The sequence below is a fragment of the Catenulispora pinistramenti genome (assembly GCF_018274385.1).
Classification (GTDB): domain Bacteria; phylum Actinomycetota; class Actinomycetes; order Streptomycetales; family Catenulisporaceae; genus Catenulispora; species Catenulispora pinistramenti.
This window is the reverse complement of the sequence record NZ_JAAFYZ010000364.1, coordinates 1-6,271: the sequence shown is the minus strand read 5'-3', so window position 1 is coordinate 6,271 and position 6,271 is coordinate 1. Positions and strand designations below refer to the sequence as shown.

Here is a 6,271-nt window from a genome sequence, read left to right as displayed (position 1 = left end):
CCCCCGCGGCCAGCAGCAACGCCGCGAACAGGTCCCACCGCCCCCGCAACGGACCCGACACCAACACCGGCGAAAGCGCCGCCAGCACCACCACCGTGATCGCGAACAGACACAGCGCGTGCCGCCGCGCCGTCCGCGCCACCGGCGCCAAAGGCCGCCGCCCGGCGACCGCCCGGCTCGTCGCCCGGCTGGTCTCCTGCTCCAAACCGACGAACACGCCGAGCGTCACCAGCCCCGCCAAGAAGTACAGCGAGGACAGCGCGGCGGCGTCAGAGGGCGTCGAGGAGTGCCCGGTGACTGCCAGGAACACATACCCTGACAAGCCCACCAGCAGCAGCCCCGCAGCCATCCCGACGGAGGCCCTCATGCTCACCTCCGGTGCCGGAGTCCTCGGCGCCGATCATGCCCGGGGCGGAACGCGGGTAATCAGCCCCAAAAGCGGTATATGCCCCTCATGCGACGAGCCGCCGGCCTGTGGCGTCACGAAGTGCTGGGGGTCCGCCTCGGCGTGCTCGCCCTCGTCCTGGCCCCGCTCGCACTGACGATCGCCTACACCCTGGCGACCCGCGGCATCTGGCTCCACCCTCCGGACAGCCGCTATTACCTGACGATGACCTCGCGGGACATGGGCCACCCCATCACCGACGCCGTAGCCCGCACCCGCGCCGCCACCGGCTGGCGCCTGGCGCCGTGGTACTTCGCAGGGAACGAGCCCACCTGGCAGATGGTCAAGACCCGGGCGCTCTACCCGTTCCTCTCCATCCCCTTCGTATGGGTGAGCGGCCTTAAGCACGGGACCATGTACGTCCCCTGCGCATCAGTCATCGCCTTCTGCTGGATCACCGCGCGGGTCCTCCAGCGCCTCTACGGCCCCGCGGTAGCCGCCCTCATCGCCGGGGCCTTCGGCCTGACCGTCACCGTCACCGGCCTGGTCTGGGCGACCACCGACGCCCTCTCCCTGGCGCTGTCCGCCGTCCTGGTCGCCAACCTGCCCATCGAACGCCGCGTGGCGCGCGTCAACCTGGTCTGGCTCGGCTTCGCCGGAGTCGCCCTGGCCCTGACCCGCCAAGTGGGCGTACTAGCGCCGGCGCTGGCAGTAGCGGGCTGGACCTGGGCCCTGGTTAGAGAGCGGACATGGCGCAACCCCTGGCTGGGCTCCATGGTCGTCACCATCGTGGTCACCGGCGGGATGCAACTGGTGCTCGGAACAGTCGCGCACGTCGACACGCAGGGCATCGTGACGCGTGACCAGACGACGTTCAGCGGCGTCGTCCGGCAACTACTCCGCAACGCACGTACGGTCACCACAGGGGACCTGCGCTATATGTGGGACGACGACCGGCTCCTGTATGTGTTGCTCGGAGCGGCCCTTCTCATGGCCCTACTCCGCTTCACCAAAGACCTGGCCGCGACCTTCTGGGGAGGTCTGGCTTCCGCATACGTACTCACCTCAGGAGTCGGCTTCAGCGCCGGGATGCGCTACGAGATCATCATGTTCCCCGCCGCCGCCGTCGCCGCCGGAGGCTTCGCAGCCTGGGCCCTCGACCAGCTGGGATCGCCGTTCCCGACGGTACGCGAGCCGGAAGTGGAACCAGACCTCAAGCGCGAGCTGTGGATCCCCCAACTGGCGGGATGCGTAGTAGTACTCGGGCTCTGTATCGCCGTCACCGCATTCGGCGGCTCCCGCTCCACCGCTCCGACCCCGGCCCTGCCGTCCTTCCCCGCAGCCCAGGGCAGTCAGCCCTACGCAGTACGTCCCCTCGCAGAGCCCTCTGCAGAGGTAACGCTAAAGGCGGGCCTGGCGCAGGCGCTCGCCATCCTCAGCAAGAAGGACACCACCCTCGAAGGGTCCTTCGACTGGGTCCACGACCTGGAGTACCGCGTTACGAGCTCTGCAGACCCCGGCTACGCGCGCCGCGCTAAAGACGGCACCACCATCACCCGCATCAACGCGATGACCGCGTCCGACATGACGGCGTTCTCGCAGGCCATCACCTTCAACGGGTCCGTCGAGCCCGGCACGCTCCAGATCAACTCCCGCCAGACCACCACCTACGGGCAGGACGTGGACTTCTCCGTGTCGGACAGCGCCGGAGTCCGCCACGAGGGCACGGCCACCACGCTCTACCCGATCTGGTCCACCACCGACCCCGGTTTGGTGACGGCGATCGTCTACGCGCCGTGACCTCCGCGCCGCCCGGTACGGTGGACCCATGTCGGTGATCCCTGACCAAGCCGGACCCGGGCTGCCCGGACCCGTCCTGGAGACCCCGGTCGCGACCGCGGGCGTCATGCAAGACCTCGGCCGCCGCCTGGGCGCACTCCTACGCCGCGGCGACCTCGTGGTGCTGACCGGCGACCTCGGGGCCGGCAAGACGACGTTCACCCAGGGCCTGGGCGAAGGGCTCGGCGTGCGCGGCCCCATCACTTCGCCGACGTTCGTCATCGCCCGCGTGCACCCCTCGCTCACCGCGGGCGGGATCCCGCTGGTCCACGTCGACGCCTACCGGCTCGGTTCCCTGGACGAGCTCGACGACCTGGACCTGGACGCGGCCGTCGAGGAGTCGGTGACCGTGGTCGAGTGGGGCGAGGGCAAGGCCGAGGTGCTGGCCGACGACCGGCTGGACATCGTGATCTCGCGCGAGTTCGCCGAAGACCTCGACGAGCCCGGTGATTCCGACGTGCGCTGGGTCGTGGTGCGCGGGATCGGGGAGCGGTGGACGGACGACGACCTGGCCGCGCTCGAAGAGCTCGCGGGCTGATCGCGCGCTTTCACGGCACCGGCCCCGACGGGACCAGCCCTGACGGCACCAACCGCGACGGCACCAACCGCGACGGCACCAGCCGCTACGACATCCCTACGACACCACGACGACCGGCGTGTCCTTCACCGTCGCGAACTGCCACACCGCCTGCGCGTCGTTCTGCGTCAGCCGCACGCCGCCGGTCTTCGTCCCGGCAGCCGGCTTCGACGGCATCTGGTCCGGCGGCAGCGAGGCGATCGCGTCGAACCCGAACTTCGTCGGGCTGAGCCGGGTGCCCCACAACACCTCATACTGCACGGCCGCGCCGTCGGAGGCCTTGCCGCTGGTCACCCACTTCGACACCTTGTAGGTGTCGGCGTCCGGTGTGATGGTGCCCGGCACCGCCTGCGCCGTCATCTGCACCTTGTTGTCGTCGCCGACCAGCCAGATCCGCGCCTTGGACAGGCTGTAGACCACCCGCTTGCCCTTGCCGCTGTCGGCGGGGAGTCCCAGCAGCGGGTCCGCGGACGGGGCGACCGGCTGCCCGGCCTGGTTCGTCGAGGCCACCGGCTGCTGTTTGACAGCGGCCTGCGCCGGGGCCTTGTTCGGCGCGGAGCCGTTCGCCTGGACGGCCAGCACACCCACGCCGACCAGGGCCGCGGCCGTGATCAGGGCGGCGGAGGCCATCGGGTTCACGCGGCTGCGCTTCACCCGCGCCGATGACCGCGGGGCGTTCTGCTGCTGGCTGGTCATGGGTCGTATGGTGCCAGAAAGATAGGCTGTGCGGGTGCTCCTGCTCGCCTTCGACACCGCCACCCCGGCCATCACCGTCGCCCTGCACGACGGCACACATGTGCTCGCCGAGTCCACCACGGTGGACGCCCGGCGCACCGGGGAACTGCTCGCACCCGGCATCACCGCGGTCCTGACCGCCGCGGGACGTAAACCCGGGGAGTTGACCGGCGTCGCGGTCGGAGTCGGGCCCGGGCCCTTCACCGGGCTGCGCGTGGGGTTGGTCACGGCGCGAGCCCTGGGCGACGCGCTCGGCATCCCGATCCACGGCGTCTGCACCCTCGACGTGGTCGCTTATCAGACCAAGATCGAAGAGCCCTTCGCGGTCGCCACGGACGCGCGCCGCAAAGAGGTCTACTGGGCGCAGTACACGGATCGCTTCACTCGTTCGACGGATCCTGATGTGTCGCACCCGTCGCTCATCGCCGAGCGGCTGGCCGGCCTTCCGATCGCGGGGGAGGGCGCGGTCCTGTACCCGGAGGCGTTCCCTAAGGCGATCGGACCCCGACACCCCTCCGCAGGGGCTCTAGCAGAGCTCACTATCAGGCGTCTGCAGAGCGACCCTGATTCCCTGCTGTTCCCCGAGCCGCTCTACCTGCGCCGCCCGGACGCCGTCGAGCCGGGCACCCGCAAGCGTGTCTCCACAGGCTGACGGCGCGGTGCTCGCGATGGCCGCGATCCTGCGTCCGTTCCGGTGGTGGGACATCGAGACGGTGCGCCTTGTAGAGCAGGACCTGTTCCCCGAGGACCCGTGGTCCGTGGAGATGTTCTGGTCCGAACTCGCGGACGTCCCGCACTCCCGCTACTACGTCATCGCCGAGGACGACGGCGAGATCGCCGGATACGCCGGCCTGATGTCCCAGCCGGGCGCCGCCCCGGGCGCCGTGGAGGGCTGGGTCCAGAACATCGCGGTGGCCCGCGCGCACCAGGGCCGGGGACTCGGGACGGTCCTCCTGGAGGCGCTTCTAGAAGAGGCACTGCGCAGGAAGTGCGTAGAGGTCTGGCTAGAGGTGCGCACCGACAACGACTCCGCACAGCGCCTCTACACCCGCCACGGCTTCGAGTCCGTCGGCATCCGCCGCGGCTATTACCAGCCCGGCAACTACGACGCGCTCATCATGAGGAAGGCACTGGCGTGACGGCACTCAAGGACTCACCTCTCGTCCTCGGTTTCGAGACCTCCTGCGACGAGACCGGCGTCGGCATCGTCCGAGGCAACACCCTGCTGGCCGACGCCGTGGCCTCCAGCGTGGAGGAGCACGCGCGCTTCGGCGGCGTGGTGCCCGAAGTCGCCAGCCGGGCCCACCTGGAGGCGATGGTCCCGACCGTCCAGCGCGCCCTGTCCGACGCCGGCGTCACCCTGGCCGACATCGACGCGATCGCCGTCACCGCCGGCCCCGGCCTGGCCGGCGCCCTGCTGGTCGGCGCGGCCGCCGCCAAGGCCTACGCACTGGCCCTGGACAAGCCCATCTACGGCGTCAACCACCTGGCCGCCCACATCTGCGTGGACCAGCTGGAACACGGCCCGCTGCCCGAGGGCTGCGTCGCCATGCTGGTCTCCGGCGGACACTCCTCGCTGCTGTTCGTGCCCGACGTCACCGGCGACGTGCAGCCGCTGGGCCAGACCATCGACGACGCCGCCGGCGAGGCCTTCGACAAGGTGGCCCGGGTCCTGGGCCTCGGCTTCCCGGGCGGCCCGCTGATCGACAAGGCCGCGCGCGAGGGCGACCCCGAGGCCATCGCCTTCCCCCGCGGCCTCACCGGTCCCCGCGACGCCCCACTCGACTTCTCCTTCTCCGGCCTCAAGACAGCCGTGGCGCGCTGGGTGGAGCGCCGCGAGCGGGCCGGGGACAAGATCCCGCTCGCCGACGTCGCCGCCTCCTTCCAGGAAGCGGTAGTAGACGTCCTAACCCGCAAAGCCATCCTCGCCTGCAAGGAGAGCGGAGCAGACCACCTCCTGATCGGCGGCGGCGTCGCAGCCAACTCCCGCCTCCGCGTCCTGGCCGAGGAACGAGCCGCCAAGGCCGGCATCCGGGTCCGCGTACCGCGCCCCAACCTGTGCACGGACAACGGCGCCATGGTCGCCGCCCTGGGCTCGGAACTGGTACGCCGCGGCCGCACCCCCTCGCACCTCGACTTCCCCTCCGACTCCTCCCAGGCGGTCGTGGACGTGGTGGTCCGATGAAGAACCAGACGCTGATGTGGGAGGTGCGCTGCGAGCCCGGCAAGGCCGCGGCGGTGGAGGAGTGGGTCCGCGCCATCATCGTCCCGCCCCTCTGGGAGGACGAGGAGGTGGCGTCCTACAACGCCTACAGCTCCGTAGGACAGGACGGGGAACGCGTAGTAGTGGTCATCGACTACCTAGGAGCAGCCCCCACCACCCTGGCCGCCGACCCACCCGAGCGCCTGATCGCCCGCCCCCCACACGCCTGGGTCTTCCAACGCCTCGACGTGTGAATGTCCGCGGATTGCCCGTCTTAAGCAACTCTTAAGGTTCCAAAGACGTCCTCCCTCAGTAGTGAAACCAGGTTGGGCTCCGGGGGCCCACCGGACCGAACTGAGGCATAGGCGTGACGTACGAGGACCAAGAACTGCCCATAGGCTGCGGCTGCGAAGACCACGACCTGCGACCGAACCCAGGCTCGCTGATACCGGACCCGGGCTCGGCACACGCCTCCCGCCGCCGCTTCCTCCGCACCGCAGCAGGCCTCGCCATAGCGGCACCCACCATGCTG

The 6,271-nt window shown here is 70.2% G+C and carries 8 protein-coding genes; 6 read left to right on the top strand and 2 right to left on the bottom strand.

Annotation, left to right across the window (positions count from 1 at the left end; translation table 11 throughout):
- Positions 1–367: hypothetical protein (locus KGQ19_RS46790; protein ID WP_212021795.1), on the bottom strand; the 367-nt coding region annotated here is incomplete at its 3' end.
- 87 nt (positions 368–454) lie between these two features.
- Between KGQ19_RS46790 and KGQ19_RS46785 the strand changes: the two genes are divergently transcribed.
- Together KGQ19_RS46785 and tsaE are read left to right on the top strand one after the other, a co-directional pair.
- Complete coding sequence (locus KGQ19_RS46785) at positions 455–2,185, top strand: hypothetical protein (protein ID WP_212021793.1); 1,731 nt, start codon at positions 455–457, stop codon at positions 2,183–2,185.
- 28 nt (positions 2,186–2,213) lie between these two features.
- Positions 2,214–2,762: a tRNA (adenosine(37)-N6)-threonylcarbamoyltransferase complex ATPase subunit type 1 TsaE gene (tsaE, locus tag KGQ19_RS46780; protein ID WP_212021791.1), complete on the top strand. Its 549-nt coding sequence runs from the start codon at positions 2,214–2,216 to the stop codon at positions 2,760–2,762.
- Positions 2,763–2,858: 96 nt separating this feature from the next.
- Here tsaE and KGQ19_RS46775 read toward each other — a convergent pair whose 3' ends face one another.
- Positions 2,859–3,497: a hypothetical protein gene (locus KGQ19_RS46775; RefSeq protein WP_212021782.1), complete on the bottom strand. Its 639-nt coding sequence runs from the start codon at positions 3,495–3,497 to the stop codon at positions 2,859–2,861.
- 34 nt (positions 3,498–3,531) lie between these two features.
- Between KGQ19_RS46775 and tsaB the strand changes: the two genes are divergently transcribed.
- From tsaB to KGQ19_RS46755, 4 genes are read left to right on the top strand one after another with little or no spacing between them, the layout of a single operon-like run.
- Positions 3,532–4,188 (top strand): tRNA (adenosine(37)-N6)-threonylcarbamoyltransferase complex dimerization subunit type 1 TsaB, encoded by a 657-nt coding sequence (gene tsaB, locus KGQ19_RS46770; RefSeq protein WP_212021780.1) that lies wholly within the window; start codon positions 3,532–3,534, stop codon positions 4,186–4,188.
- A 16-nt stretch (positions 4,189–4,204) separates the two neighbouring features.
- Positions 4,205–4,675, top strand: coding sequence for a ribosomal protein S18-alanine N-acetyltransferase (rimI, locus tag KGQ19_RS46765; protein ID WP_212021797.1), 471 nt, complete (start codon positions 4,205–4,207; stop codon positions 4,673–4,675).
- Entirely contained in the window at positions 4,672–5,721 is a 1,050-nt protein-coding gene (gene tsaD, locus KGQ19_RS46760; protein WP_212021778.1) for a tRNA (adenosine(37)-N6)-threonylcarbamoyltransferase complex transferase subunit TsaD, read from the top strand. Before rimI ends, tsaD begins: the two co-directional genes overlap by 4 nt.
- Positions 5,718–5,993 (top strand): hypothetical protein, encoded by a 276-nt coding sequence (locus KGQ19_RS46755; protein ID WP_212021776.1) that lies wholly within the window; start codon positions 5,718–5,720, stop codon positions 5,991–5,993. Before tsaD ends, KGQ19_RS46755 begins: the two co-directional genes overlap by 4 nt.
- Positions 5,994–6,271: the final 278 nt, after the last annotated feature.

Excerpts from the sequence above, each read along its gene's own strand:
- KGQ19_RS46785 (WP_212021793.1), top strand. The coding sequence starts at position 455 with ATGCGACGAGCCGCCGGCCTGTGGCGTCACGAAGTGCTGGGGGTCCGC.
- KGQ19_RS46755 (WP_212021776.1), top strand. The coding sequence starts at position 5,718 with ATGAAGAACCAGACGCTGATGTGGGAGGTGCGCTGCGAGCCCGGCAAG.
- tsaE (WP_212021791.1), top strand. The coding sequence starts at position 2,214 with ATGTCGGTGATCCCTGACCAAGCCGGACCCGGGCTGCCCGGACCCGTC.
- rimI (WP_212021797.1), top strand. The coding sequence starts at position 4,205 with ATGGCCGCGATCCTGCGTCCGTTCCGGTGGTGGGACATCGAGACGGTG.
- KGQ19_RS46775 (WP_212021782.1), bottom strand. The coding sequence starts at position 3,497 with ATGACCAGCCAGCAGCAGAACGCCCCGCGGTCATCGGCGCGGGTGAAG.